The sequence below is a fragment of the Citrobacter sp. CK181 genome, from assembly GCF_030333595.1.
Lineage (GTDB): Bacteria > Pseudomonadota > Gammaproteobacteria > Enterobacterales > Enterobacteriaceae > Citrobacter_B > Citrobacter_B koseri.
This window is the reverse complement of the sequence record NZ_JAOWFN010000015.1, coordinates 482,537-508,260: the sequence shown is the minus strand read 5'-3', so window position 1 is coordinate 508,260 and position 25,724 is coordinate 482,537. Positions and strand designations below refer to the sequence as shown.

Sequence of the window (25,724 nt, the reverse complement as noted above, 5' to 3'; positions counted from 1 at the left end):
TTCTGGATATGATTAGCGCATTCGATATTTTTAAGATTGGCATTGGACCTTCCAGCTCCCATACCGTAGGGCCGATGAATGCAGGAAAATGTTTTATCGATCAACTGACCAGCAAGGGTGATTTACTTCGCACGACGCGTATTACGGTTGATCTGTATGGATCGTTATCGCTGACCGGGAAAGGTCATGCGACGGATACCGCCATCATGATGGGGCTGGCAGGCAACAGCCCGCAAAACGTGAATATCGACGCGATTCCCACCTTTATTGAAGACGTAACGCGCAGTGGACGCCTGCCGGTGGCCGAGGGAGCGCACGTTGTTGATTTCCCGGTAGCAGACAGCATTCTCTTTCACGCCGAAACGCTACCGCGCCATGAAAACGGGATGCGTATTACGGCATGGAACGGGCAAGAGACGCTGTTGAGCAAAACCTATTACTCCATTGGCGGCGGGTTTATCGTCGAAGAGGAGCGTTTCGGGCAGGCGCATGATGTCGAAACGCCTGTGCCTTATGATTTTCACTCGGCCAGCGAACTGCTGAAACTGTGTGAGCGAAACGGGCTTTCGGTCTCTGGCCTGATGATGCAAAACGAGCTGGCGCTGCGCAGCAAAGAGGAGATTGACGCCGGATTCGCGCGCATCTGGGATGTGATGCACGCCGGGATTGAACGCGGCATGAACACCGAGGGCGTACTGCCGGGGCCGCTGAATGTGCCGCGTCGCGCGGTTGCGTTAAGGCGTCTGCTGGTCTCCAGCGACAGCCTCTCCAGCGACCCGATGAACGTTATCGACTGGATCAACATGTTTGCGCTGGCCGTCAGTGAAGAGAACGCGGCAGGAGGACGGGTCGTAACGGCGCCAACTAACGGCGCATGCGGCATTATTCCTGCTGTACTGGCCTATTACGATAAGTTCCGCCGTCCGGTGAATGCCAACTCGATTGCCCGCTATCTGCTGGCTGCGGGCGCGATTGGCGCGCTGTATAAGATGAATGCGTCTATCTCCGGTGCGGAAGTGGGCTGTCAGGGTGAAGTTGGCGTCGCCTGCTCGATGGCGGCGGCAGGGCTGACGGAACTGCTGGGCGGTAGTCCATCGCAGGTTTGCATTGCGGCGGAAATCGCGATGGAGCACAACCTGGGATTGACCTGCGATCCGGTGGCCGGGCAGGTGCAAATTCCTTGCATTGAACGTAACGCGATTAATGCGGTAAAAGCGGTGAATGCGGCGCGAATGGCGCTGCGGCGGACGTCTGAGCCACGGGTGTCGCTCGATAAAGTGATCGAGACGATGTATGAAACCGGCAAGGATATGAACGATAAGTACCGCGAGACTTCGCGCGGTGGGCTGGCGATTAAGGTCGTTTGTACCTGAGGTGAATAGCCGTGCCTGATGGCGCTGCGCTTATCAGGCCTACGGTTTACGTACGTTTGCAGGCCGGAGAAGGCGCAAGCGCCGCCATCCGGCAATGAACTAATCAACATGGCATGATAAAAAAGGTGCACTTTAGTGCACCTTTTTTGTTGTGATCTGCTTCAAAAATAGAAATTCAATTCTTTATTTGGATATAAAAGAGAAAATATTTCTTAACTTTTAGAAATTACAGGGGTTTGTTTGTGAAGTTTTTCTCTGATCCTGCGCGTATGATTCCCTCACTACTCCAATAACTCGCCTGCGCACGATGTACCGCGTATCACCTTGATGCGGCACGGAAAAATAATAAAAAACTCTACCTACATATTAAGCGAGAACGTAATGGAAACGGCAACGAATAACAGCGTAATACTCGACGCATCAGCTCCGGCGCGCCGGGCAGGGATGACCGAAAGCGAATGGCGCGAAGCCATTAAATTCGACAGCACCGACACGGGCTGGGTCATCATGAGTATTGGTATGGCGATCGGCGCGGGGATTGTTTTTCTCCCGGTGCAGGTCGGTTTAATGGGGCTGTGGGTCTTTTTACTCTCCTCTATTATCGGCTATCCCGCGATGTATCTGTTCCAGCGCCTGTTCATCAACACGCTGGCGGAGTCCCCGGAATGTAAAGACTACCCGAGCGTCATCAGCGGCTATCTGGGGAAAAACTGGGGCATCCTGTTAGGCGCACTCTACTTTGTGATGCTGGTGATCTGGATGTTTGTCTACTCCACCGCCATCACTAACGACAGCGCCTCTTATCTGCACACCTTTGGCGTCACGGAAGGTTTGCTCTCCGACAGCCCGTTTTATGGACTGGTGCTGATTTGCATTCTGGTGGCGATCTCGTCACGCGGTGAGCAGCTTCTGTTCAAGATTTCGACCGGCATGGTGCTGACTAAACTGCTGGTGGTCGCGGCGCTCGGCGTCTCAATGATCGGGATGTGGCATTTGTACAACATTGGCGCGCTGCCGCCGATGGCGCTGTTGATTAAAAACGCCATCATCACCTTGCCGTTTACGCTGACCTCCATCCTGTTTATCCAGACCTTGAGTCCGATGGTGATCTCTTATCGTTCACGCGAAAAATCCATTGAGGTCGCACGGCATAAAGCGCTGCGCGCCATGAACATCGCGTTCGGCATTCTGTTTGTTACCGTCTTTTTCTACGCAGTCTCTTTCACCCTGGCGATGGGGCATGACGAAGCGGTCAAAGCCTATGAGCAGAACATCTCTGCACTGGCGATCGCCGCGCAGTTTATTAGCGGCGCGGGTGCGGGCTGGGTGAAAGTGGTCAGCGTGATCCTGAATATCTTTGCCGTTATGACCGCGTTCTTCGGCGTTTACTTAGGCTTTCGCGAAGCGACTCAGGGAATTGTGATGAACCTGCTGCGCCGCAGAATGCCTGTCGAGAAGATTAACGAACGCTTCGTGCAGCGCGGCATTATGGTTTTCGCCATCTTACTGGCCTGGAGCGCCATTGTGCTGAATGCGCCGGTGCTGAGTTTTACCTCTATCTGTAGCCCGATCTTCGGCATGGTGGGATGTTTGATCCCGGCCTGGCTGGTCTACAAAGTTCCTGCACTGCACAAATACAAGGGCGCGTCTCTGTATCTGATTATCGTCACGGGTTTGCTGCTGTGCGTTTCTCCGTTCCTGGCATTTGCTTGATCTTCCTGAAAGTAAGGTTGTTGTTATGTTTGAGTCTACAGAAAATCCGTTATGGCAGCGTTTTATCCTCGCAGTACAGGAAGAGGTAAAACCGGCACTGGGATGTACGGAACCTGTCTCTCTGGCGCTGGCGGCGGCGGTTGCTGCGGCTGAACTTGACGGCGAAGTTGAACGCGTTGACGCGTGGGTCTCGCCGAACCTGATGAAGAATGGCCTAGGCGTCACCGTGCCGGGCACCGGGATGGTTGGGCTTCCCATTGCGGCAGCGCTGGGGGCGCTTGGCGGCGATGCCAGCGCGGGGCTGGAAGTGTTGAAAAACGCCTCTTCGGGGGCGATTGCGGATGCGAAAGCGATGCTGGCTGCCGGGAAGGTGTCGGTGATGTTGCAGGAGCCATGCGACGACATCCTCTTCTCACGCGCCAAAGTGTACAGCGGCGATGCGTGGGCCTGCGTAACGATCGTCGGCGGGCACACCAATATCGTGCGCATTGAAACTCACACTGGGGTGATCTTTACGCAGACCGAAAGCGTGCAGGGGGAGGCGCAAGAATCGCCGCTGTCGGTCTTATCAAAGACCTCGCTGGAAGAGATTCTGGCGTTTGTGAATGCGGTGCCATTTGCGTCAATCCGCTTTATTCTGGAGGCCGCCAGACTGAACGGCGCGCTGTCGCAGGAAGGATTGCGCGGCACCTGGGGGCTGCATATCGGGGCGACGTTGCAAAAGCAGTGCGCACGCGGTCTGCTGGCGGACGATCTGTCAACGGCGATCCTGATTCGCACCAGCGCAGCCTCGGATGCGCGGATGGGCGGCGCGACGCTGCCAGCCATGAGTAACTCCGGCTCCGGCAATCAGGGGATCACCGCGACGGTTCCCGTAATGGTGGTGGCGGAGCATGTGGGGGCGGATGACGAACGTCTGGCGCGCGCCCTGATGCTCTCGCACCTGAGCGCGATCTACATTCACCATCAGCTTCCACGCCTGTCAGCGCTCTGTGCGGCGACCACGGCGGCAATGGGGGCGGCGGCAGGAATGGCGTGGCTGATGGATGGCCGCTATAACACGATTGCGATGGCGATCAGCAGTATGATCGGCGACGTGAGCGGGATGATATGCGACGGCGCATCGAATAGCTGTGCGATGAAGGTATCGACCAGCGCGTCTGCGGCCTGGAAAGCGGTGTTAATGGCGCTGGATGATACGGCGGTAACCGGCAACGAAGGAATTGTGGCGCATAACGTCGAGCAATCTATTTCGAATTTGTGCGCGTTGGCCTGTCATGCAATGCAGCAAACCGACCGTCAGGTTATCGAAATTATGGCCAGTAAGGCGCATTAACCCTGTGGCGCGGGTTTGCCTGATGGCGCTGCGCTTATCAGGCCTACGGTAACTTGCGTTCGTAGGCCTGATAAGGCGTTTACGCCGCCATCCGGCATTACGTTTGTCGATAATCAGAAGCCGCCTTTTCAGTTTGCCTGATGGCGCTGCGCTTATCAGGCCTACGGTAACTTGCGTTTGTAGGCCGGATAAGGCGTTTACGCCGCCATCCGGCATTGCGTTTATCGGTAATCAGAAGCCGCCTTTTCAGTTTGCCTGATGGCGCTGCGCTTATCAGGCCTACGGTAACTTGCGTTCGTAGGCCGGATAAGGCGTTTACGCCGCCATCCGGCATTACGTTTATCGATAATCAGAAGCCGCCTTTTCAGTTTGCCTGATGGCGCTGCGCTTATCAGGCCTACGGTAACTTGCGTTCGTAGGCCTGATAAGGCGTTTACGCCGCCATCCGGCATTACGTTTATCGATAATCAGAAGCCGCCTTTTCAGGCGGCTTCATCTTCTTCCGCTAACCGGATCTCTGCATCCGCGACGATAGCTTCCAGTTCGGTTAGCATCTCCTCGTAGCCAAATTTCCCGGGCGCGTTTGCCGCATCCTGTGCTGCGGGTTGGGTTACGGATTGATGCTTTTTAGCCGATTTTTTGCTCACAGTCATAACTCCCTTATTTTTTCTGACTACACAGGCAAATCTATCAGTAAAGCGCGCAATGGCGTGTCGGCAACTAACGTTATGTTAGCTTCATCACGAATAAATGCGCCGTCGCCGCAGGTAAGCGCTTCTCGCTCCTCGTTATGCGTTACCGCATGAAACGTACCGTGAATCGACTGCAAATAGGCGCGTGGGCCATGCAGTTGAAAGCTCAGCGACTCGCCTTTTTTCAGCTCAATATGGTGCACCCAGACCTGCTGGCGTAATTGCAGGCTGTCCTGTTCTCCATCCGGGGAGGCGAGGAGTTGCTGTTTGCCCGCAGTTAGCGTGGTTTTCTGTACCAACGGGTTTTCCCGCTCAGGACAGGCGTCCAGCCATAGCTGCATTCTGGTAAGCGACTTATCTTTACTGAGATTATGCTCGCTATAGCTAATGCCCGGCTGCGTGGCGAGCAGCAGGGCTTCGCCCGCTTTCGCCTGGACATGATTGCCTTCGCTGTCGCGATATTCCGCTTCGCCTTCCAGAATCAGGTTTAAAATATCCACCTTCGGGTAGGTGCGCGGCTGGAAGGAGGCGCCCGGCGCCAGCACTTCCTGGTTGAGTACGCGCAGGGAGGCATAGCCCAGCAGTTTTGGGTCGAAGTAGTGTCCAAAGGAGAAGGTATAACGGGCCTGCAACCATCCGTAGTCTGCCTGTCCGCACTGTTTGGCTGTTCGGGTAGTAATCATAATTCTTGACCTCTCTTTACTTCCTTTTATGTTAAGGGGCTGGACGCTGCATTGTTAGCCAGATATTCTGCCCGGTATGTTCAAATTTCCTGAATGAGAACGATATGGCCAAAGAAAGGGCGTTAACACTGGAAGCGTTACGCGTCATGGACGCAATAGATCGACGCGGGAGCTTCGCGGCGGCGGCAGATGAGTTAGGTCGCGTACCATCCGCGCTCAGCTACACCATGCAAAAACTGGAAGAAGAGCTGGATGTGGTGTTGTTTGACCGCTCCGGCCATCGGACAAAATTCACCAATGTAGGGCGTATGCTGCTGGAACGCGGGCGCGTATTGCTGGAAGCGGCAGACAAGCTGACCACCGATGCCGAAGCGCTGGCGCGCGGTTGGGAAACGCACCTGACGCTGGTGACAGAAGCGCTGGTGCCGACCTCAGCCTTCTTCCCGCTGATTGACCGACTGGCCGCGAAAGCCAACACCCAGCTTTCGGTGATCACGGAAGTGCTGGCGGGCGCCTGGGAACGTCTGGAGCAGGGGCGGGCCGATATTGTGATTGCACCGGATATGCATTTCCGCTCGTCGTCAGAAATTAACTCCCGCAAGCTGTATACGCTGATGAACGTCTACGTGGCGGCGCCGGACCATCCGATTCATCTGGAGCCGGAGCCGCTGTCTGAAGTGACCCGCGTGAAATATCGTGGTGTGGCGGTGGCGGATACCGCCCGCGAGCGACCGGTATTGACCGTGCAGCTGCTGGACAAACAGCCGCGCCTGACGGTGAGTACCATTGAAGACAAACGTCAGGCCTTGCTGGCCGGGCTGGGCGTCGCGACCATGCCGTATCCGCTGGTCGAACAGGATATTGCACAAGGAAGACTGCGGGTCGTCAGCCCGGAATCGACCAGTGAAATTGATATTATTATGGCCTGGCGACGCGACAGCATGGGCGAGGCGAAAGCCTGGTGCCTGCGGGAAATCCCGAAACTGTTTGCCAGCAGATAAGAGCGCAAGCCCTGTTTAGCCGGATGGTGGTGCAGGCGCTCGCGTAGGCCTGATAAGCGCAGCGCCATCAGGCATCTACCGGCTTCACTTCAGGGCAGAATTTTAGGGTCCTGCCCGAAGCGGTTTTCGCCTGGCGTACCGTTCTGGCAGTTAAAGAGGATGATGACCAGCCAGCCAATAACAGGGATGAGGAGCAGCAACAGCCACCATGCGGAACGATCGGTATCATGCAACCGACGGAACTGTACTGCCCACCACGGTAAGAAAATCAGAATGCCATAAATGGTTGTCAGCACGCCTTCGCCCCCGGCGCGTTGCCAGCCGAACATCTTGTCCAGCACGCCCAACACGAACGTAAAAATGACGTTGACCAGAATAAACATCCAGTACTCTTTACGACGCGCGCGGCCGCCAAAGCCGATATAGTTCTTCAATACTTTTAAATACCAGTCCATTTTCGCCTCAACATACGGTCAATCACTTGTTTTTAAATAAGAATAGCCGTGAATGGAATGGTGGTAAATATTCGAATGATTAATGTTTAATGCACCGGGCGGGTAAGGCGAGTTAGCGCCGCCACCAGACTGTTTCCTGGTGGCGGCGTAAAGGGATTATCCCGCTTTTGCAAAGCGGACGTCGCGCCCGTGAGGCTCATTGAGATCCTGCAACGGGCCAATGGAGATAATCCCCGTCGGGTTGATGGTTTTGTGGCTACGGAAGTAGTGGTTACGGATATGGTCGAAGTTGACGGTTTCCGCAATGCCGGGCATCTGCCAGATATCGCGCAGGAAACCATAAAGGTTCAGGTAATCGCTGATGCGGTATTTGTCGCACTTGAAGTGCGTAACGTAAACCTGGTCAAAACGCACCAGCGTGGTCCACAGGCGAATGTCCGCCTCGGTTAACTGGTCGCCGGTCAGGTAGCGGTGCTGCCCCAGGATTTGCTCCAGACGCGCCAGTGACTCGAACACTTTCTCTACGGCTTCATCATAGGCCTGCTGGCTGGTGGCGAACCCGGCTTTGTACACGCCGTTGTTGACGTTGTCATAAATCCAGCTATTGAGCTCGTCAATTTTTCCGCGCAGGGCCGTCGGGTAGTAATCCCCGGCTTTGGCGCCCAGCGCATCGAATGCGGTATTGAACATGCGAATGATTTCCGCCGATTCATTACTGACGATGGTGTGATTCTTTTTATCCCACAATACCGGTACGGTGACGCGACCGCTGTAGTGCGGATCGGCATGCAGATAGAGTTGATACAGAAACTCGTGTTGATACAGCGTATCACCGGTTGCCGCCGGGAAATTATCATCAAACGTCCAGCCATTCTCCAGCATCAGCGGATTCACAACAGAAACGGAGATAAACGGTTCCAGCCCCTTGAGCTTACGCAGGATCAGCGTGCGATGCGCCCACGGGCAGGCAAGTGAAACATACAGGTGATAGCGATCTTTTTCGGCGGCAAAGCCCCCTTCGCCAGTCGGACCCGGCGCGCCATCAGCGGTGAGCCAGTTACGGAAAGCCGATACAGAACGTTGAAATTTCCCCCCCGTAGACTTGGTGTCATACCAGGTGTCATGCCATACGCCGTCAATCAGTTGTCCCATTTTCTCTCTCCTCCAGATAGCAAAAACGAGGAGAATATCCCCTCGTTTTTTGATTCAGTATAGCGTGCTTACCACTTTTTATTCAGGACGCGGTCGATGCTGAATGCGCCCGGCCCCGTGATAGCCAGCAGCAGGAAACCGCCTGCGATGGTCAGGTTTTTCATGAACATCAGTGAGTTAACGCCTTCCGCAAAGTTGCTGTGGAAGATGAACGCGGTCAGCAGGGTAAAGCCTGCGGTAAACAGCGCCGTTGTACGGGTCAGGAAACCGAACAGAATCGCCAGACCGCCGCCAAACTCAAGCAGGATAGTCAGCGGTAACAGGAACCCCGGAACCCCCATCGCTTCCATGTATTGTTGGGTACCCGCATAACCGGTGATTTTTCCCCAACCTGCGGTGATAAACAGAATGGGCATCAGAATGCGCGCTACCAGTACACCAACATCTTCTAATTTTTTCATTTTACTCTCCAGGGAACCACTCAGGCTGCTGATTTCATTTTTTGTGCAATCACGCGGAATGTCGCGTCGTTGCGGTTGATGGAGAGAATCATAAACGTGACATGTAACAATTGTTAGCAAGGAAAACTGTCAATAATTTTCAAAAATTTTGAGTGACAGGGCACAGATTGCCGGATAGCGGTGTAAACACCTTATTGGATCAACAGCAATGCGTAGGCCCGATAAGCGTAGCGCCATCGGGCGTTATGCCGGATGGCGAGGAGGAAGGGTGCAGGAATCAGCCGCGCAGCTGCTGTTTTCGGATCGTGCTTTTGACCAGCCGCCAGGCGCTCCAGATGCCAAAACCGCGTTTTGCCCAGCGCACCAGCAGATTTGGGTGGCGAATTGTCCAGATAGCCATAACGCTGCTGCCGACCAGCGCCCAGGAACGCAGGCTGATCAGCGTGTTCCAGCCGCGATCCCAGCTGTCCGTCGCTTCCAGCCAGTCGCGACGACCGGCTGAAAGGTCCAGCCTTTGCTGCTGGATTTGGCTGAGCAGCAACGCCTTACGCTTTTGACGTTCGACTTTACTGCTCACGGCTTATCATCCTCCAGAATTTGCCGGTCGTTAGCCAGTTCATGACGCGTATGGCGTAACAGCGTTGACTGGCGGGCTTTGTGTAACGTCCAGAGTCCGCCGATCAGCGCCAGAACCAGCAACACAACGGTGGTGGCGATCATTGCATTGAGGCGATACTGGGGGTCAACCGCCCAGATGATAAGCACCATCAGGCTCATCAGACCGAACGCCGCGAAAAGCATGGTCAGCCCCAGCATCAGCAGAAGCTGAAAGAGATTCGCTTTTTCCTCTTCCAGTTCCACAACCGCCAGTCGCAGTCGGGTTTCTACCATCTCAACAAGGATAGTGACAATCCGCTGCCCGATGCCCAGAACGCTTTTGCCTGGCCCCTGCGCGTGATGAGAATCCGCCATAATTAACGACGCGTCAGCAGTACGCCCAGCACCACACCAACGGCTGCGCCAATGCCGACGCCCGTCCACGGGTTCTCGCGTACATAGTCGTCAGCGCGTGCTGCGGCTTCGCGGGTTTGTTTGGCAATCGCATCGCCGGTTTCGCCCAGACGGTTGCGGCTTTCTTTCAGCGCGCGCTCGGCTTTGCTACGAATCTTACTCAACTCTTCTTTCGACTTATCGCCAGAGGAGCTAAGCACCTCTTCGAGCGTATCAGCCAGGGATTTCAACTCAGCGCGCAGATGTTCCGTAGTGTTATCTTTCGACATAGTTTTCTCCAGGTGAGTGAGTCGTTAACGTTTGATTTGACTTAGTAGTCGCGTGCCTCAAGCTTTTTCAGGTCATCCTGAGCTTCAGCCAGCTTGCGTTCACGTTTCGCAATTTTATCCGCATCGCCTTTTTGTTTTGCTTCGACCAGATCACGCTGACGTTCAGCAATCTCATCTTTTTGTTTTGCGATCTTTTTCTGATGGTCAGCACGCAGTTTACTGTCGGTGCAGTTTGCTCTGAGTTCGCTGAGCGCTTTATTCAAACCATTAATGCGGTTCTGATTGTTGTGCTTTTCGGCGTAGCTAATTTCCTTCTGTATATCCTGCTCTTTTTCCTGACAGAGGGTATTGGCATAGCTGCCTGCACTGAGCGTGAAAAGGGTAATGGCGAAAGCGATGCGGTATTTCATTCTTGAACCTTCCATTGTGATTCGAACCCGTTACCGGGGGACGATGATCCAGGTTATAACACGGCGGACAATAAGTCCGCCTTATTAATCATAGTCAGTAAACGGCGAAATCACCAAAGTGGGTGATATGATTCGGATTCCTGGAAATTAACCGAAGCGATGTGGGTTATCCCGTAAGCGGGTCAACCACTGTACGGCCTGGCTGTCGCCGTTCTGTTGGGCGATGATATAGCCATGCGGCAACGTTCTGTCCAGCACGGCCTTAGCCGCCGCGCTTTGCGCGCTGGAGTCAAACGTAATAAGCAGCGCGTCATTTTGTGGCGTGATGCTTTTGAAGCGAATGCCGTTAGCGTCCAGATGATGCCAGATGGAAAAGCCGTCCGGCATACTGACGCCCTGATGGATGGCGCGAATGGCCAGCGTGGATTCCTGCTGGCGAATGGTCGACCAGACGAGAAAAAGCACGCTCATCAGCACGAGAAAAGAGGTTGTCCAGGCCAGTTGTCGAAGCGTTATGCGTGGTTTCACCATACTCTATCCCCGATTTCCGTATTTCTTTTTCCAGAGCACCACCAGCGAACCCGCCAGCCCAAAGACCAGCAGCACCACTGGCAGCAGCATCAGACATGACATCAGTTGGTCTTCGTACTTCAGGAATACAGGCGTTTTGCCCAGCAAGTAACCCAGCGAGGTCAGGATCAGGACCCACAACAACCCGCTCATCCAGTTAAAGAATTGAAAGCGCGCGTTATTAAGGCCGGACAGACCCGCGATAGTGGGTAACAAGGTACGAACGAAAGCGATAAAACGGCCAATTAACAGCGCGGACAGACCATGTTTATGGAACAAATGGTGAGCGCGCTGATGATAATGCGCGGGCAGATGCGACAGCCAGTTTTGTACAATACGCGTGTTGCCCAGCCATCGCCCCTGAATATAACTGACCCAGCAGCCCAGGCTGGCGGCCACGGTTAACAGCAGGAGCGTTTGCGGAAACCCCATTGCGCCTTTGGCGATAAGTACGCCGACCAGCACCAGCAAACTGTCACCAGGTAAAAAGGCGGCAGGAAGCAACCCATTTTCCAGGAACAAAATCATAAATAGTACGAAATAAAGCATGCCAATCATGGAAGGGTTGGCGAGTGTTTCAAAATCCTGAGCCCACAGGGCATTCAGTAATTGAGTCAGTAGTTCCATTCAGTATTCCTGGAGAATCGGTTAACGTCACGCCGGTTTTTTGAGTTTGCAATACCGCAACATTATTCATTTTCTACTTGGGTTGCGGACGGGCGCAAAATCGCGGCCTGAACCATTCCTTGTTAAGTTGTGAAGTAAGCAAGCACTAACACACAAAAATTCAAAATGCATCTAATTGTAACAAAGGTCGACGTAGTCCGTTATAGAAATCGCACGTCGTTAAAATATGATTTTGCTTATCACAAAGGTGGGTGGCGAGAGGATTTACACAGGCTGACACTTTATATCTTACGCTTACTGAGCGGCGTCGCAGACAGGCGCCCTGATGCGCCTGTCTGCGTAAGATTGTCTATTTTGCCCCGTTAGCGGCAGTGTCCAGATGAACAACGGGATTTTCAGCAAAAAGATAGCGGTCGGCGTTAAATTCGAAATCGTCGCTGGTTTCGTTAAACAGCATCTGTTTGGTGTTCTCCAGATGCTGCCACATTGCCAGTTTCGCGGCATGAGGATCTTTGCGAATCAGCGCCTTGAGAATATGGTCATGATCGTCGCACCAGTTATCGACGGTGCGTGAATCAATATGATCGTGCAGTTTTTTCCAGTACGGGTTATGTACGCGCTGAGTCCACATTTTTTCGACAATGGCGGCCAGCGCGGTATTTTGCGTCGCCAGCGCGACCTGCACATGGAACTGGAGATCCCATTCGGAGTCGCGGAAACATTTTTCGTTACGCGCTTTCTCCTGGATTTCCATCAACTTCATGATGTCCTGTTTCGTCACCTGCGTGGCGGCAAACTCGGCAATATTGCTTTCTATCAACTGGCGCGCCTGGAGAAGTTCGAACGGGCCATAATTGGCGAACTCAAGGTTTTCATCCGGGGCGACATAATATTTCGGTTGATTTGAAATAACGTGGATGCCGGAACCTTTGCGGACTTCTACGTAGCCTTCGACCTCCAGCATGATAATCGCTTCACGAACCACTGTACGGCTGACGTTTTTCTCATCGGCAATAAAGCGTTCGGCAGGGAGTTTATCGCCCACAAGGTAGACGCCCTGTTCGATGCGCTCTTTCAGGTCAGCAGCAAGTTGTTGATACAAACGTCGTGGTTCGGTGATTTCCATATGCGCTCCAGGCATAAGACGGCAGACTATATTTGTTATACCACTTTTGCGAGGCTGGCTCCACTTGTACCGTTGAAAAAGCCGCCTGTTTAACAGGCGGCTTTGGATGAGTAAACCTTGTTGGATGATGGCGCAGGTCAGGTCAACTTTGCGTTGCGGGGTGATTGACCTGCGACCCTGGCCCCGCCTCGCTGGCCGGTTTGTTTTGCAGCACCGTCCAGATAACCAGCGCGCCGAGCAGGTCGAACACCGCCAGTACCGCGAACAGCGGGCTGAAGCCGATGGTGTCAGCCAGCGCGCCGACCACCAGAGCAAACAATGTGCTCGCCAGCCAGGCGGACATCCCGGTCAGGCCATTCGCGGTTGCCACTTCATTACGGCCAAAGACGTCAGAAGAGAGCGTAATCAGCGCGCCGGACAGCGCCTGGTGAGCGAAACCGCCGATGCAAAGCAGCATGATGGCGATATACGGGCTGGTGAACAGGCCGATCATGCCTGGGCCAATCATCAGCAGCGCGCCCAGGGTAACGACCATTTTACGGGAGACGATCAGGTTTACGCCGAACCAGCGCTGGAACAGCGGCGGCAGATAACCGCCGATGATGCAGCCTAAGTCGGCAAACAGCATGGGCATCCAGGCGAACATGGCGATCTCTTTCAGGTTAAAGCCGTACACTTTAAACATGAACAACGGGATCCAGGCGTTGAAGGTTCCCCATGCCGGTTCCGCGAGGAAACGTGGCAGGGCGATACCCCAGAACTGGCGGTTACGCAGGATCTGCGCGAGAGACATTTTCTTCGCAGTATTGTCTTTGTGCTGCGCTTCCTGACCGCCAATGATGTAGTCGCGTTCTGCATCCGTCAGCTTTTTCTGGTCGCGCGGGTGTTTATAGAACACCAGCCAGGCCATTGCCCAGATGAAGCTCAGCACGCCGGAAATAATAAACGCCATCTGCCAGCTGTGCATCACGATAGCCCAGACGACCAGCGGAGGCGCAATCATCGCGCCGATGGAAGAGCCGACGTTAAAGTAGCCGACCGCAATAGAGCGTTCTTTTGCCGGGAACCATTCAGAGCTGGCTTTCAGGCCCGCCGGGATCATCGCGGCTTCAGCAGCGCCGACCGCGCCGCGCGCCAGCGCCAGGCCGCCCCAGCTTCCAGCCAGTGCGGTTGCGCCGCAGAATACGGCCCACAGAACGGCGAACATGGCGTAACCCACCTTCGTACCGAGAACATCCAGTACGTAACCGGCTACGGGTTGCATGACAGTGTAAGCAGCAGAATAGGCTGCGATGATATAGGAATACTGTTGTGTGGAGATGTGTAACTCTTCCATCAGCGTTGGCGCAGCCGCCGCCACAGTGTTACGCGTCAGATAGCCCAGCACGGTGCCTAATGTCACCAGTGCAATCATATACCAACGTAACCCTTTAATTTTACGCATGTAAAACCTCATCGTTTTGTTATTTCCGCAACAATCGCGGTTATCTTCCTGCGCTGAGCGGGGAAGTTATTGACGACGGGATAACCGAAAAAAAGCCGGTACGCCCCGAACGTTGCCATGAGTCATCGTGCTAATTCGGTTTCCGTACCGGTCAATTCGATGTCTTAACCATCGATAACTTTGCATTCCGTCGGCTTATGTATCGCGACGGCCAGAAAGATAACTTGTCATACAACTTCAAAAGGTGAGTGACATCACAAATGCAGGATTCTTAGTGTGGTCATTATTTCGATTTAGAAATACCAGCAATGGCGCGGCCTGGAGCGCTGTTTACTCTTTTAGGGGTAATTTATTTGTTGGTTTTTATTGATCCAACTCACGAAAATATCTTCAGGGTCTGGAAATTGGTGTGATAACTTTGACAGCATCAAAACATAAGCAATCTGACGCACTCGTTGAGAGGAAGACGATAATGACCCCGTTTATGACTGAAGATTTTCTGCTGGATACCGAGTTTGCCCGCCGTCTGTACCATGATTACGCAAAAGATCAGCCCATCTTCGACTATCATTGCCACCTGCCGCCGCAGCAGATCGCGGAAAACTACCGTTTTAACAACCTGTATGATATCTGGCTGAAAGGCGACCACTATAAATGGCGGGCGATGCGCACCAATGGCGTTGCTGAGCGTCTGTGTACGGGCGATGCGTCCGATCGTGAGAAGTTCGACGCCTGGGCCGCCACGGTGCCGCACACGATCGGCAACCCGTTATATCACTGGACGCACCTTGAACTGCGTCGCCCATTTGGTATTACAGGTAAGCTGCTGTCGCCTGCGACGGCAGACGAGATCTGGGATCACTGCAATGAATTGCTGGCGCAGGATGCATTCTCCGCGCGGGGAATCATGCAGCAGATGAATGTAAAAATGGTCGGCACCACCGACGATCCTGTTGATTCGCTGGAGCACCACGCCACGGTCGCGAAAGACAGCACGTTCACCGTTAAAGTGCTGCCGAGCTGGCGCCCTGATAAAGCGTTCAACATTGAGCAGGCAACCTTTGGCGATTACATGACGAAGCTGGGCGAAGTATCGGATATCGATATTCGCCGCTTCACCGATCTGCAAGCCGCGCTGACTCAGCGTCTGGATCATTTTGCCGCCCACGGCTGTAAGGTTTCTGACCACGCGCTTGACGTCGTTATGTTTGCTGAAGCCAGCGACGCTGAACTGGACAGCATTCTGGCGCGCCGTCTGGCGGGCGAGACCCTGAGCGAGCATGAGGTCGCGCAGTTCAAAACGGCCGTACTGGTGTGGCTGGGCGCGGAATATGCGCGTCGCGGTTGGGTGCAGCAGTACCACATCGGCGCGCTGCGTAATAACAACCAGCGCCAGTTCAAACTGCTGGGGCCGGATGTCGGCTTCGATTCCATCAACGATCGTCCGCTGGCGGAAGAGCTGTCAAAATTGCTGAGCAAGCAGAATGAAGAAAATCTGCTGCCGAAAACTATCCTGTACTGTCTGAACCCGCGTGATAACGAAGTGCTGGGCACCATGATCGGCAACTTCCAGGGCGAAGGGATGCCGGGCAAGATGCAGTTTGGTTCCGGCTGGTGGTTCAACGATCAGAAAGACGGGATGGAGCGTCAAATGACGCAACTGGCGCAGCTTGGCCTGCTGAGCCGCTTCGTCGGTATGCTGACCGACAGCCGCAGCTTCCTGTCTTATACCCGCCATGAATATTTCCGTCGCATCCTGTGCCAGATGATAGGCCGCTGGGTTAACGCGGGCGAAGCACCGGCGGATATCCAGTTGCTGGGTGAAATGGTACGAAACATCTGCTTCAACAATGCGCGCGACTATTTCGCCATTGAACTGAACTAAGGTCTGGGGTTGATATGCAATACATCAGGATCCATACGCTGGATAACGTTGCGGTAGCGTTGGCCGATTTAACGCAGGGCGCAGAGGTCAGCGTCGATAACCATACCGTGACGCTACGCCAGGATGTCGTACGCGGTCATAAGTTTGCCTTACGCGATATTGCGCAGGGGGAGAACGTCATCAAATATGGCCTGCCTATCGGCCATACGTTGGTGGACGTCGCGGCGGGTGAGCATATTCATGCCCACAATACCCGGACTAACCTCAGCGATTTGGATGAGTACAGCTATCAACCCGATTTTCAGGCCCCTGAAGTACAACCGGCGGATCGCGATGTACAGATTTACCGCCGTGCCAACGGAGACGTCGGTGTGCGCAATGAGCTGTGGATTCTGCCGACCGTCGGCTGTGTCAACGGCATTGCGCGGCAGATCCAGAACCGTTTCCTGAAAGAGACTTTTGATGCCGAAGGAACTGACGGCGTTTTCCTCTTCAGCCACACTTACGGCTGTTCTCAGCTTGGCGACGATCACATCAACACCCGCACCATGCTGCAAAATATGGCGCGTCACCCGAATGCGGGGGCGGTGCTGGTGATTGGACTGGGTTGCGAAAACAATCAGGTGGATGCCTTTCGCGAGACGCTGGGCGAGTTCGACCCTGAACGCGTTCATTTCATGACCTGCCAACAGCAGGACGATGAAGTGGAGGCGGGCGTTGAGCATCTGCATCAGCTGTATAACGTGATGCGCCATGACAAACGCGTGCCGGGCAAACTGAGCGAACTTAAGTTTGGTCTGGAATGCGGCGGTTCAGATGGGTTGTCCGGTATTACCGCGAACCCGATGCTGGGGCGCTTCTCCGACTATGTTATCGCCAACGGCGGGACGACGGTGCTGACGGAAGTGCCGGAAATGTTCGGTGCAGAACAGCTGTTGATGAGCCATTGCCGCGATGAAGAGACGTTTGAAAAACTGGTGACAATGGTCAATGACTTCAAGCAATACTTTATCGCTCATGACCAGCCGATTTATGAGAATCCGTCGCCGGGTAACAAGGCGGGCGGGATTACGACGCTGGAAGACAAGTCTCTGGGGTGCACGCAGAAGGCGGGTTCCAGCCAGGTTGTGGATGTGCTGCGCTACGGTGAACGCCTGAAAACGCGCGGTCTGAATCTGTTAAGCGCGCCGGGCAACGATGCGGTCGCCACCAGCGCGCTGGCGGGCGCGGGTTGCCACATGGTGCTGTTCAGTACCGGCCGCGGTACGCCATATGGCGGGTTTGTCCCGACGGTGAAGATCGCCACCAACAGCGAACTGGCGGCGAAGAAGAAGCACTGGATCGATTTTGACGCCGGGCAGTTGATTCACGGTAAGGCGATGCCGCAGTTGTTGAATGAATTTGTGGATACGATTGTGGCGTTTGCCAACGGCAAGCAGACCTGCAATGAACGCAATGATTTCCGCGAGCTGGCGATTTTCAAAAGCGGCGTAACGCTGTAGAACAATGCCGGATGGCGACGTAAACGTCTTATCCGGCCTACGTGTGGGGCTGTTGTAGGCCTGATAAGCGCAGCGCCATCAGGCAATGAAAAATGCCGGATGGCGACGTGAACGTCTTATCCGGCCTATGTGTGGGGCTGTTGTAGGCCTGATAAGCGCAGCGCCATCAGGCAATGAAAAATGCCGGATGGCGACGTAAACGTCTTATCCGGCCTACGTATGGAGTCGTTGTAGGCCGGATAAGCGCAGCGCCATCAGGCTTGTGGTTATTTAGCTACGCAGCGCGCTTTTCGCTAAACGCGCGTCTTCCGCCTGACATACCGCGGCGGTAAACATAACGTCGGTAGAGGAGTTGATTGCGGTCTCGCAGGAGTCCTGCAACACGCCGATAATGAAGCCAACCGCAACCACCTGCATGGCGATTTCGTTCGGAATACCGAACATGTTGCACGCCAGCGGAATCAGCAACAGTGAACCGCCCGCCACGCCAGAAGCGCCGCATGCGCACAGCGATGCCACCACGCTTAGCAGCAGCGCCGTCGGCAGATCAACCGGAATACCCAGCGTATACACCGCCGCCAGCGTCAGCACGGTAATCGTGATTGCCGCACCGGCCATATTGACGGTTGCTCCCAGCGGGATTGAAACAGAATAGGTATCTCTGTCCAGATTCAGTTTTTCGCACAGCGACATATTCACCGGAATATTTGCAGCGGAGCTACGGGTAAAGAAGGCGGTCACGCCGCTTTCACGCAGGCAGGTGAGAACCAGCGGATATGGGTTGCGGCGGATCTGTAAAAAGACCAGCAGCGGGTTGATGACCAGCGCCACAATCGCCATACAGCCAATCAGCACCAGTAACAGTTGCGCATAGCCCCACAGCGCTGAGAAGCCCGTAGTGGCGAGCGTTGAGGCGACCAGGCCAAAGATACCGATCGGCGCGAAACGAATCACCAGTTTCACAATAAAGGTGACGGCGTCGGACAGATCGTTCACCAGATTTTTGGTGGTTTGATTACTGTGGCGCAGCGCAAAGCCCAGGCCGATAGCCCACACCAGAATACCGATGTAGTTGGCGTTGATCAGCGCATGGATCGGGTTCGCAACGATGCTCATCAGCAGCCCGTGTATCACCTGGACAATGCCGCTCGGCGGCGTGATATCCGTGGCGCCAGTCGTCAGTTGCAGCGTGGACGGAAAGAGGAAGCTCACCACAACCGCCGTCAGCGCGGCTGAAAATGTGCCGAGCAGATACATCCACAAAATCGGGCGAATATTGGTTTTCTGACCGTGTTGATGATTGGCGATAGACGCCATCACCAGCGTCAGTACCAGAACCGGCGCGACAGCTTTCAGCGCACCAACGAACAGGGTGCCCAGCAGACCCGTTGCCTCTGCGGCAGGTTTTGAAACTAAAGCCAGTAAAATTCCCAGTATAAGCCCAATTAAAATTTGTTTAACCAGGCTCCCTTGAACCAAACGCTGGAGTAGCCCCGATGAACGTTGCGTAGTCATTTCATGATCCTTTCAGTGTGATGTTGTTCATCCTTTGCACGCTCTGTTGGCGCATCTTTCAGGATGTAACAAAGTGTTTGCCTGAGTGAGTATAAGGAAAGATGGGGATTGGGAAAGCGTAAAATGCTGGAATTTACGTACTGCGTCATATTTTTTAACTAAAAATTTACATGTTATCGGGTAGTGCTGCGTGTACTCAACCCACGATCGTGGTTTTTGTAAGCCCGGCAGACATAGCGCTGCCGGGCAGGATCTTACTGTAGCTGCTGCTTTTTATCGTTCTGGCGATTTACCCACGCGTTAACAATCAGCGTGATCACCAGAATACTGAACACCACGCCCAGCGAGATGGCGATCGGAATGTGGTAGAAATCGACGATCAGCATCTTAATACCGATAAAGACCAGAATGACGGCCAGACCATATTTGAGCATCGAGAAACGCTCCGCTACCCCTGCCAGCAGGAAGTACATGGCGCGCAGACCCAGGATCGCAAACAGGTTGGAGGTCAGGACGATGAACGGGTCGGTAGTCACGGCAAAGATGGCCGGAATGCTATCGACGGCGAAAATCACATCGCTCAGTTCCACCAGAATCAGAACCAGCATCAGCGGCGTCACGAACAGCAAGCCATTCTTACGCACAAAGAAATGCTCGTTTTCGATGGTATCGGTCATGCGAAGGTGGCTACGCAGCCAGCGAACCAGCGGTTTGTCGCCGATGCCGGATTCGTCCTCTTTCACCAGCGCCATCTTCACGCCCGTAAACAGCAGGAAAGCGCCGAACAGGTACAGTATCCAGTCGAACTGGGCGATCAGCCAGCTACCGGCGAAAATCATAATCGTACGCAGAACAATGGCGCCAAGTACGCCATACACCAGAACCCGGCGTTGCAGGGCAGGCGGAACAGAGAAGTAGCTGAACAGCATCAGCCAGACAAAGACGTTATCAACGGCCAGCGATTTTTCGATCAGATAACCGGTGAGAAACGCCAGCGCCTGCGGATCGGCCACCGCCCGGCCCTGGGTCTCCGCCAGATACCACCAGAAGGCGGCGTTGAACAGCAATGAAAGTGTCACCCAGACCAGAGACCAGGCCGCCGCCTGCTTCATGGACATCGTATGTACGCCACGACGCCCCTGCAACAGAAGGTCGATAGCCAGCATAATCACCACAACGACAGCGAATCCGCCCCATAACAACGGTGTGCCGACAGTATTCATAGAATTTCCTTACACATAAAAAAAACGGCCAACGTCGAAAGACGTCAGCCGCTGCTTTTTATATGCATAGACCTCGCCTTCCGGCAAGGTCTCACTTACAACAAGAAAGTGATATGTACTCACTCCACGGGTGATGGCGAATCGGCTTCGTCATCAATCAAAGACATGAAGGCACATCACTTTCTTATTGCCCGGCGACCGGATGTGGTTTTTCACACATCGTAATGACGATCGACCGACAATGAAGTTACTCCCCTTTGCACGTAACAAAATATGACAGGCCATACGATCAGTCAATGGCCTGTTACATCTGTTTTACATTGTTTTACGCTGTGGCGTCATCAGCGGGGAAGACGACGCCCGTCTGCCGACGAATCTCCGTGAGCAGTTTGGCCGTGATACGGCTGACGGTCAGCTCGGGATGGTTCACCTCGTTGGTCTCGACCAGGTGTGCAAAGCGTTCCGCCTCATACAGCATCGTATTGATATGCTGAGGAACGGATAAATCCTGCGTTTTTCCGCCGCGTGGAATGAAGCACACTTTCTGACATTCCGAAATTTTCTCAATGACCAGAGAACCGGCTTCGCCCTGGATTTCGCTGGGCAGTACGGAATCACTCACTTTGGAATGCTGTAGGGTGACGCTGAAGTCGCCGTAATCCAGCACCGCCACGCCATGCGCATCGACACCGCTTTCCAGCAGACTGGCGGACGCCTGAACGTTTTGCGGTTCTCCCCAGAGCGCAACCGCTGACGCCAGACAGTAAAAACCGATATCCATAATGGAGCCATTCGAGAAGGCCGGATTAAAGGTATTGGGGTTTTCGCCGTCCAGATAGCGCTGGTAGCGCGAGGAATACTGGCAGTAGTTGATAAGGGCTTTGCGCATTCTTCCTGCTTTCGGCAGCGACTGCTGTAGCAACTGGAAATTAGGCAGGCTGGCGGTTTTAAAGGCTTCGAACAGGACGACCTGATTTTCACGCGCGCACGCGATGGCGGCGTCGACTTCAGCCAGATTCGAGGCCAGCGGCTTCTCGCAGATCACATGCTTTTTGTGGCTTAAAAAGAGCTGAGTCTGGGGGAAATGCAGCGAGTTCGGGCTGGCGATATACACCGCATCAATGGCGTCGCTTTGCGCCATTGCTTCAAGCGAAGTGAATAAATGCTCGACGGGATAATCATTGGCGAAGGTTTGCGCCTGTTCGAGGCGACGGGAATAGACTGCGGTTAACTTATATTTGCCGGTTTCATGGGCGGCATCGACAAACTGGCGGGTGATCCAGTTTGTGCCAATAACAGCGAAACGTATCATAAACGCCTTCAGGCTCCATAAAGGGATTCTTTCGTCAATTTAGCATGCCTTTATGACAAAGCCAGTGCGCTACTGCTCAGATTGCTTTAACGAAAGATGCGTTAACCACAGGCGGGTATCAAACTCAAGCTGGTGGTACTGCGGCTCCATATGACAGCACAGTTGATAAAACGCTTTGTTGTGTTCTTTCTCTTTCAGATGCGCCAGTTCGTGAACCACGATCATTCGCAGAAAAGGTTCAGGTGCATTGCGAAACACGGTAGCGACGCGGATCTCGGCTTTCACCTTCAGCTTGCCGCCCTGTACGCGCGAAACGGCGGTATGCAGCCCCAGCGCATTTTTCAGCACATGGATCTTGTTGTCATACATCACTTTGTTGATCGGCGGGGCGTTACGCAGAAACTGGCTTTTCAGATCCTGGGTATACTGCCAGAGCGCTTTATCGGTCGCAAAATCATGTGTTCCCGGATAGCGTTTTTCCAGCACGGCGCCCAGACGCTGTTCAGCAATGAGCGTGCGTACCTGAGACAGTAAATTCTCCGGGTAGCCGTGGAGATAAGTAAGTTGACCCATCAAAGCCCCAAATTAAATCTAAAAAAAGAGTATACTCACGCACCCTTTCAGGGATAACAGCGAAATTTTACCATTCAGGAGGGCCGATGAGCCACGTAGACAACGGTTTCCGTTCACTGACACTGAAACGTTTCCCGGAAACGGATGACGTTAACCCGCTTCAGGCGTGGGAAGCGGCGGATGAATATCTGCTGCAACAGTTAGACGACACGGAAATCAGCGGCCCGCTGCTGATCCTGAATGATGCCTTTGGCGCATTAAGCTGCGCGCTGGCTGAGCATACACCATACAGCATCGGCGACTCGTATTTAAGCGAGCTGGCGACGCGCGAAAATTTACGCCACAACGATATCGCCGAATCCAGCGTGAAGTTTCTCGACAGCACCGCCGCGTACCCGCCGGCGCCGGGCGTCGTGTTGATTAAGGTGCCGAAAACGCTGGCGCTGCTGGAGCAACAATTGCGCGCGTTGCGCCAGGTCGTGACTCCGCAGACCCGTATTATTGCGGGAGCAAAGGCGCGTGACATTCATACCTCCACGCTGGAACTGTTCGAAAAAGTGCTCGGCCCCACGACCACGACGCTGGCCTGGAAAAAGGCGCGCCTGATCAACTGTACCTTCAGTAAGCCTGAACTGGCGGATGCGCCGCAGACGCTGAGCTGGAAACTGGACGGCACCGACTGGACTATCCACAATCATGCGAACGTTTTCTCGCGTACCGGCCTGGATATCGGCGCGCGCTTCTTTATGCAGCATTTACCGGAAAATCTGGAAGGGGAGATCGTCGATCTCGGCTGCGGTAATGGCGTGATTGGCCTGACGCTGCTGGCGAAGAACCCTCAGGCGAGCGTCGTGTTTGTCGATGAATCGCCGATGGCGGTCGCGTCCAGCCGTTTGAATGTGGAAACCAACATGCCGGAAGCGTTGGATCGCTGCGAGTTTATGATTAACAACGCTTTGTCCGGCGTGGAGCCTTTCCGCTTTAACGCCGTGCTGTGCAACCCGCCGTTCCATCAGAAACATGCGCTGACGGATAACGTTGCCTGGGAAATGTTCCACCATGCGCGCCGTTGCCTGAAGATCAACGGCGAGCTGTACATTGTGGCGAACCGTCACCTGGATTATTTCCACAAGCTGAAGAAGATTTTCGGTAACTGCACCACCATCGCCACCAATAACAAATTCGTGGTGTTGAAAGCGGTCAAAACCGGTCGCCGCCGCTAATAGCGTGTGCCGGATGACGGCTAACGCCTTATCCGGCCTACAACGTGCTACCCCGTAGGCCGGATAAGCGTAGCGCCATCAGGCAACGCCCTTAAATCGCCAGCGCTAATTTTGTTCCCTGCGCAATTGCCCGCCGCGCATCCAGCTCCATTGCCACGTCGCATCCGCCAATCAGGTGTACCGTTTTCCCTGACGCGCGCAGCGGCGCCGCCAGTTCGCGCCGTGGCTCCTGCCCCGCGCAGATCACGACATGATCGACGTTCAGAAGCTGCGGTTCGCCGTTGATCAATACGTGCAATCCGTCATCGTCGATCTTCTGATAACTGACCGCCGGGATCATTTTTACGCCGCGGGACAACAGCGTTGCGCGATGGACCCAGCCGGTGGTTTTTCCCAGCCCCTGACCGGGTTTACTGGCTTTACGCTGTAGCATCACAATCTGACGTGGGCTGCGAGACAGATGCGGCCCTTCCGGGCGTAACCCGCCGGGCTGTTGCAGACTGGTGTCGATCCCCCATTCCACGCAGAACTCGGCAATGCTCTGGCTGCTGGGATCGCCTGGCTGGCTGAGGTACATCGCGGTATCAAAACCAATCCCGCCGCAGCCGATAATCGCGACACGTTTCCCGACGGGAGTTTTATCGCGCAGCACCTCAAGATAGGTCAGCACTTTCGGGTGATCGATGCCCTCGATCGACGGTTTACGCGGCTCGATCCCGCAAGCGAGGATCGCTTCATCAAACGGTTGCAGATCGTCTGCGGTGACAAACCGGTTGAGCTTCAGCGTCACGCCGGTCACTTCGATCATCCGACGGTAATAGCGCAGCGTTTCATAAAATTCTTCTTTGCCGGGGATCTGTTTAGCGATGTTGAACTGCCCGCCGATCTCGGCCAGGGCATCAAACAGCGTAACGTCGTGCCCGCGCGCCGCCGCGTTAATGGCAAATGCGAGACCCGCCGGGCCTGCGCCGACGACGGCCAGGCTTTTCTTATGTTCAGCCGGAACTATCGGCATTTTGGTTTCGTGACAGGCTCGTGGATTCACCAGGCAAGAGGTGACTTTACCCACGAAGATCTGATCCAGACAGGCCTGGTTGCAGCCGATACAGGTGTTGATCTCATCCGCCCGCCCTGATTGCGCTTTCGACAGCAGCTCGGCATCCGCCAGGAACGGGCGCGCCATCGATACCATATCCGCATCGCCGCGCGCCAGAATATCGTCCGCTACTTGCGGATCGTTGATCCGGTTGGTCGTGACCAGCGGAACGGTGACGTGGCCTTTCAGTTTGCGCGTCACCCAGCTAAAGGCGCCGCGCGGAACCGGCGTGGCGATCGTCGGGATACGCGCTTCGTGCCAGCCAATACCGGTGTTGATGATCGTCGCGCCAGCCGCTTCAATGGCCTGCGCCAGCTGTACGGTTTCGTCGAACGTCCCGCCGTTTTCCACCAGGTCGAGCATCGACAGGCGGTAGATAATGATAAAATCGCTGCCCACGCGCTGGCGTACCGCCCGTACCACTTCCACCGCGAAACGCATACGCCTGGCGTAATCGCCGCCCCATTCATCGTCGCGCTGGTTCGTGCGCACGGTAAGAAATTCGTTGATCAGATAGCCTTCCGAACCCATCACCTCGACGCCGTCGTAACCCGCTTCCCGCGCCAGCTGGGCGCAGTGGGCGAAATCGTCAATCAGTTGCAGGATTTCATCGTGCGTGAGTTCGTGCGGCGTAAAACGGTTGATGGGTGCCTGGATCGCCGAAGGGGCGACCAGATGCGGCTGATAGCTATAGCGTCCGGTATGCAGGATCTGCAACGCAATTTTCCCGCCTTCCTCATGAACGGCGTCCGTGATCACGCGGTGGTGCGGCAGCTGGCTGGCGTCATTTAACGTGGCGCCGCCTTCCATTCCCACCCCGGACAGTGCAGGGGCAATCCCCCCGGTGACGATCAGCGCGACGCCATGCCGCGCACGTTCGGCGTAGAAAGCCGCCAGCCGTTCGGCGCCATCGGGGTATTCCTCCAGCCCGGTATGCATCGAACCCATTAGCACACGGTTTTTAAGCCGGGTAAAGCCCAGATCGAGCGGGGCGAAAAGCGACGGATAGCTCATAAGTGTGTCCAGTATGTAAAATTATTGTTATGTGGTCGGATGAGTTAATAATTTAGCC

The 25,724-nt window shown here is 54.6% G+C and carries 24 protein-coding genes and 2 pseudogenes; 8 read left to right on the top strand and 18 right to left on the bottom strand.

All coding sequences use genetic code 11. The annotated features are described in order from the left end of the window. The first annotated feature begins 8 nt into the window (after positions 1 to 8). The 4 genes and pseudogenes from tdcG to OGW17_RS21680 form a co-directional block, all read left to right on the top strand. Positions 9 to 1,373 carry an L-serine ammonia-lyase gene (gene tdcG, locus OGW17_RS19665; RefSeq protein ID WP_012135249.1) on the top strand — a complete coding sequence of 455 codons (1,365 nt, stop codon included), beginning with the start codon at positions 9 to 11 and terminating at the stop codon, positions 1,371 to 1,373. A 381-nt stretch (positions 1,374 to 1,754) separates the two neighbouring features. Beyond that, complete coding sequence (locus OGW17_RS19660; RefSeq protein WP_024130973.1) at positions 1,755 to 3,086, top strand: SLC5/6 family protein; 1,332 nt, start codon at positions 1,755 to 1,757, stop codon at positions 3,084 to 3,086. 25 nt (positions 3,087 to 3,111) lie between these two features. Continuing rightward, a complete protein-coding gene (locus tag OGW17_RS19655; protein ID WP_071257772.1) occupies positions 3,112 to 4,422 on the top strand; it encodes an L-cysteine desulfidase family protein in 1,311 nt (436 codons plus the stop codon). Between the two features lie 194 nt (positions 4,423 to 4,616). Then, positions 4,617 to 4,799: pseudogene (locus tag OGW17_RS21680) on the top strand (hypothetical protein); the annotation flags it as partial. A gap of 105 nt (positions 4,800 to 4,904) precedes the next feature. On the opposite strand, the gene OGW17_RS19650 reads toward OGW17_RS21680, so the two are convergent. Continuing rightward, positions 4,905 to 5,069, bottom strand: a complete 165-nt coding sequence (locus OGW17_RS19650) for a protein YhaL (protein WP_047463896.1) — start codon at positions 5,067 to 5,069, stop codon at positions 4,905 to 4,907. A 26-nt stretch (positions 5,070 to 5,095) separates the two neighbouring features. Beyond that, on the bottom strand, positions 5,096 to 5,797 hold the full coding sequence (locus tag OGW17_RS19645) for a pirin family protein (RefSeq protein ID WP_071257775.1): 702 nt from the start codon (positions 5,795 to 5,797) through the stop codon (positions 5,096 to 5,098). Positions 5,798 to 5,901: 104 nt separating this feature from the next. Between OGW17_RS19645 and yhaJ the strand changes: the two genes are divergently transcribed. Further along, positions 5,902 to 6,798, top strand: a complete 897-nt coding sequence (yhaJ, locus tag OGW17_RS19640; RefSeq protein ID WP_071257776.1) for a DNA-binding transcriptional regulator YhaJ — start codon at positions 5,902 to 5,904, stop codon at positions 6,796 to 6,798. Positions 6,799 to 6,887: 89 nt separating this feature from the next. Here the strand turns inward: yhaJ and OGW17_RS19635 are convergent, their stop codons facing one another. From OGW17_RS19635 to OGW17_RS19585, 11 genes and pseudogenes are all read right to left on the bottom strand, one after another. Then, positions 6,888 to 7,253 carry a DUF805 domain-containing protein gene (locus tag OGW17_RS19635; RefSeq protein WP_012135242.1) on the bottom strand — a complete coding sequence of 122 codons (366 nt, stop codon included), beginning with the start codon at positions 7,251 to 7,253 and terminating at the stop codon, positions 6,888 to 6,890. Positions 7,254 to 7,409: 156 nt separating this feature from the next. Continuing rightward, positions 7,410 to 8,405: a glutathione S-transferase family protein gene (locus OGW17_RS19630; RefSeq protein WP_049010352.1), complete on the bottom strand. Its 996-nt coding sequence runs from the start codon at positions 8,403 to 8,405 to the stop codon at positions 7,410 to 7,412. 68 nt (positions 8,406 to 8,473) lie between these two features. Next, complete coding sequence (locus OGW17_RS19625) at positions 8,474 to 8,866, bottom strand: DoxX family protein (protein WP_012135240.1); 393 nt, start codon at positions 8,864 to 8,866, stop codon at positions 8,474 to 8,476. A 277-nt stretch (positions 8,867 to 9,143) separates the two neighbouring features. Continuing rightward, complete coding sequence (locus tag OGW17_RS19620) at positions 9,144 to 9,443, bottom strand: YqjK-like family protein (protein ID WP_012135239.1); 300 nt, start codon at positions 9,441 to 9,443, stop codon at positions 9,144 to 9,146. Further along, positions 9,433 to 9,838, bottom strand: a pseudogene (locus tag OGW17_RS19615) (phage holin family protein). The gene OGW17_RS19620 and the pseudogene OGW17_RS19615 overlap by 11 nt, the downstream one beginning before the upstream one ends. A 2-nt stretch (positions 9,839 to 9,840) precedes the next feature. Further along, a complete protein-coding gene (locus OGW17_RS19610) occupies positions 9,841 to 10,146 on the bottom strand; it encodes an ElaB/YgaM/YqjD family protein (RefSeq protein WP_012135237.1) in 306 nt (101 codons plus the stop codon). Between the two features lie 41 nt (positions 10,147 to 10,187). Next, on the bottom strand, positions 10,188 to 10,556 hold the full coding sequence (locus OGW17_RS19605; protein WP_049010354.1) for a DUF1090 domain-containing protein: 369 nt from the start codon (positions 10,554 to 10,556) through the stop codon (positions 10,188 to 10,190). Positions 10,557 to 10,703: 147 nt separating this feature from the next. Beyond that, positions 10,704 to 11,087, bottom strand: a complete 384-nt coding sequence (gene mzrA, locus OGW17_RS19600) for an EnvZ/OmpR regulon moderator MzrA (protein WP_047461090.1) — start codon at positions 11,085 to 11,087, stop codon at positions 10,704 to 10,706. 3 nt (positions 11,088 to 11,090) lie between these two features. Next, on the bottom strand, positions 11,091 to 11,753 hold the full coding sequence (gene yqjA, locus OGW17_RS19595) for a DedA family general envelope maintenance protein YqjA (RefSeq protein WP_012135234.1): 663 nt from the start codon (positions 11,751 to 11,753) through the stop codon (positions 11,091 to 11,093). Between the two features lie 349 nt (positions 11,754 to 12,102). After that, entirely contained in the window at positions 12,103 to 12,879 is a 777-nt protein-coding gene (gene exuR, locus OGW17_RS19590) for a transcriptional regulator ExuR (RefSeq protein ID WP_012135233.1), read from the bottom strand. A 142-nt stretch (positions 12,880 to 13,021) separates the two neighbouring features. Next, on the bottom strand, positions 13,022 to 14,323 hold the full coding sequence (locus OGW17_RS19585) for an MFS transporter (protein ID WP_047463898.1): 1,302 nt from the start codon (positions 14,321 to 14,323) through the stop codon (positions 13,022 to 13,024). 472 nt (positions 14,324 to 14,795) lie between these two features. Between OGW17_RS19585 and uxaC the strand changes: the two genes are divergently transcribed. Together uxaC and OGW17_RS19575 are read left to right on the top strand one after the other, a co-directional pair. Beyond that, the gene (gene uxaC / locus OGW17_RS19580) at positions 14,796 to 16,208 is read left to right on the top strand and encodes a glucuronate isomerase (RefSeq protein ID WP_071257778.1); all 1,413 of its coding nucleotides are present in this window, start codon (positions 14,796 to 14,798) and stop codon (positions 16,206 to 16,208) included. Between the two features lie 14 nt (positions 16,209 to 16,222). Continuing rightward, entirely contained in the window at positions 16,223 to 17,710 is a 1,488-nt protein-coding gene (locus tag OGW17_RS19575) for a UxaA family hydrolase (protein WP_071257781.1), read from the top strand. Positions 17,711 to 17,980: 270 nt separating this feature from the next. On the opposite strand, the gene sstT is transcribed toward OGW17_RS19575, so the two are convergent. The 4 genes from sstT to OGW17_RS19555 all read right to left on the bottom strand — a co-directional run bounded on the left by sstT (position 17,981) and on the right by OGW17_RS19555 (position 22,333). Next, positions 17,981 to 19,225: a serine/threonine transporter SstT gene (gene sstT / locus OGW17_RS19570; RefSeq protein ID WP_012135229.1), complete on the bottom strand. Its 1,245-nt coding sequence runs from the start codon at positions 19,223 to 19,225 to the stop codon at positions 17,981 to 17,983. Positions 19,226 to 19,479: 254 nt separating this feature from the next. Next, complete coding sequence (locus OGW17_RS19565) at positions 19,480 to 20,448, bottom strand: TerC family protein (protein ID WP_012135228.1); 969 nt, start codon at positions 20,446 to 20,448, stop codon at positions 19,480 to 19,482. A 325-nt stretch (positions 20,449 to 20,773) separates the two neighbouring features. Beyond that, a complete protein-coding gene (locus OGW17_RS19560) occupies positions 20,774 to 21,760 on the bottom strand; it encodes a Gfo/Idh/MocA family protein (RefSeq protein ID WP_012135227.1) in 987 nt (328 codons plus the stop codon). A gap of 69 nt (positions 21,761 to 21,829) precedes the next feature. Next, positions 21,830 to 22,333, bottom strand: coding sequence for a M48 metallopeptidase family protein (locus OGW17_RS19555; protein WP_071257782.1), 504 nt, complete (start codon positions 22,331 to 22,333; stop codon positions 21,830 to 21,832). Positions 22,334 to 22,419: 86 nt separating this feature from the next. On the opposite strand from OGW17_RS19555, the gene rlmG reads away from it, so the two are divergent. Then, on the top strand, positions 22,420 to 23,556 hold the full coding sequence (rlmG, locus tag OGW17_RS19550) for a 23S rRNA (guanine(1835)-N(2))-methyltransferase RlmG (protein WP_012135225.1): 1,137 nt from the start codon (positions 22,420 to 22,422) through the stop codon (positions 23,554 to 23,556). A gap of 91 nt (positions 23,557 to 23,647) precedes the next feature. Here rlmG and OGW17_RS19545 read toward each other — a convergent pair whose 3' ends face one another. Beyond that, a complete protein-coding gene (locus OGW17_RS19545; RefSeq protein WP_071257783.1) occupies positions 23,648 to 25,666 on the bottom strand; it encodes an NADPH-dependent 2,4-dienoyl-CoA reductase in 2,019 nt (672 codons plus the stop codon). Positions 25,667 to 25,724 lie beyond the last annotated feature (58 nt).

Bases quoted from the DNA above. Each gene is read 5' to 3' on its own strand.
- tdcG (WP_012135249.1), top strand. From the start codon at position 9: ATGATTAGCGCATTCGATATTTTTAAGATTGGCATTGGACCTTCCAGC.
- OGW17_RS19660 (WP_024130973.1), top strand. From the start codon at position 1,755: ATGGAAACGGCAACGAATAACAGCGTAATACTCGACGCATCAGCTCCG.
- OGW17_RS19655 (WP_071257772.1), top strand. From the start codon at position 3,112: ATGTTTGAGTCTACAGAAAATCCGTTATGGCAGCGTTTTATCCTCGCA.
- OGW17_RS19645 (WP_071257775.1), bottom strand. From the start codon at position 5,797: ATGATTACTACCCGAACAGCCAAACAGTGCGGACAGGCAGACTACGGA.
- yhaJ (WP_071257776.1), top strand. From the start codon at position 5,902: ATGGCCAAAGAAAGGGCGTTAACACTGGAAGCGTTACGCGTCATGGAC.
- OGW17_RS19635 (WP_012135242.1), bottom strand. From the start codon at position 7,253: ATGGACTGGTATTTAAAAGTATTGAAGAACTATATCGGCTTTGGCGGC.
- OGW17_RS19630 (WP_049010352.1), bottom strand. From the start codon at position 8,405: ATGGGACAACTGATTGACGGCGTATGGCATGACACCTGGTATGACACC.
- OGW17_RS19625 (WP_012135240.1), bottom strand. From the start codon at position 8,866: ATGAAAAAATTAGAAGATGTTGGTGTACTGGTAGCGCGCATTCTGATG.
- OGW17_RS19610 (WP_012135237.1), bottom strand. From the start codon at position 10,146: ATGTCGAAAGATAACACTACGGAACATCTGCGCGCTGAGTTGAAATCC.
- OGW17_RS19605 (WP_049010354.1), bottom strand. From the start codon at position 10,556: ATGAAATACCGCATCGCTTTCGCCATTACCCTTTTCACGCTCAGTGCA.
- mzrA (WP_047461090.1), bottom strand. From the start codon at position 11,087: ATGGTGAAACCACGCATAACGCTTCGACAACTGGCCTGGACAACCTCT.
- yqjA (WP_012135234.1), bottom strand. From the start codon at position 11,753: ATGGAACTACTGACTCAATTACTGAATGCCCTGTGGGCTCAGGATTTT.
- exuR (WP_012135233.1), bottom strand. From the start codon at position 12,879: ATGGAAATCACCGAACCACGACGTTTGTATCAACAACTTGCTGCTGAC.
- OGW17_RS19585 (WP_047463898.1), bottom strand. From the start codon at position 14,323: ATGCGTAAAATTAAAGGGTTACGTTGGTATATGATTGCACTGGTGACA.
- uxaC (WP_071257778.1), top strand. From the start codon at position 14,796: ATGACCCCGTTTATGACTGAAGATTTTCTGCTGGATACCGAGTTTGCC.
- OGW17_RS19575 (WP_071257781.1), top strand. From the start codon at position 16,223: ATGCAATACATCAGGATCCATACGCTGGATAACGTTGCGGTAGCGTTG.
- sstT (WP_012135229.1), bottom strand. From the start codon at position 19,225: ATGACTACGCAACGTTCATCGGGGCTACTCCAGCGTTTGGTTCAAGGG.
- OGW17_RS19565 (WP_012135228.1), bottom strand. From the start codon at position 20,448: ATGAATACTGTCGGCACACCGTTGTTATGGGGCGGATTCGCTGTCGTT.
- OGW17_RS19560 (WP_012135227.1), bottom strand. From the start codon at position 21,760: ATGATACGTTTCGCTGTTATTGGCACAAACTGGATCACCCGCCAGTTT.
- OGW17_RS19555 (WP_071257782.1), bottom strand. From the start codon at position 22,333: ATGGGTCAACTTACTTATCTCCACGGCTACCCGGAGAATTTACTGTCT.
- rlmG (WP_012135225.1), top strand. From the start codon at position 22,420: ATGAGCCACGTAGACAACGGTTTCCGTTCACTGACACTGAAACGTTTC.
- OGW17_RS19545 (WP_071257783.1), bottom strand. From the start codon at position 25,666: ATGAGCTATCCGTCGCTTTTCGCCCCGCTCGATCTGGGCTTTACCCGG.